Genomic DNA, 230 nt, shown 5'->3' on the forward strand with positions numbered 1-230 from the left:
CTCTGACCGAACGCCTGGGTTATCAGCCACGAAAGATCATGGCCTCGGTAACGATCGCCATCACCGGCGTGAAGAGTGGCCAGGTCGACGTCTTCCTCGGCTACTGGGCGACGTCGATGGACTCGGTCATCGAGCCCGTCCTCAAGGATAACGGCGTCAATGTACTGCCCAAGGCCAACCTCGAGGGCGCCAAATACACACTGGCCGTGCCGACCTACGCGGCCGAGGCT

1 protein-coding gene is annotated in these 230 nt (G+C 61.7%); it reads left to right on the forward strand.

What is annotated here, in order from left to right; translation table 11 throughout:
• On the forward strand, positions 1–230 hold a 230-nt coding region (locus VC352_RS25160), incomplete at both ends, for a glycine betaine ABC transporter substrate-binding protein (RefSeq protein WP_322982190.1).

Source organism: Pseudomonas sp. C11, assembly GCF_034683865.1.
GTDB lineage: Bacteria > Pseudomonadota > Gammaproteobacteria > Pseudomonadales > Pseudomonadaceae > Aquipseudomonas.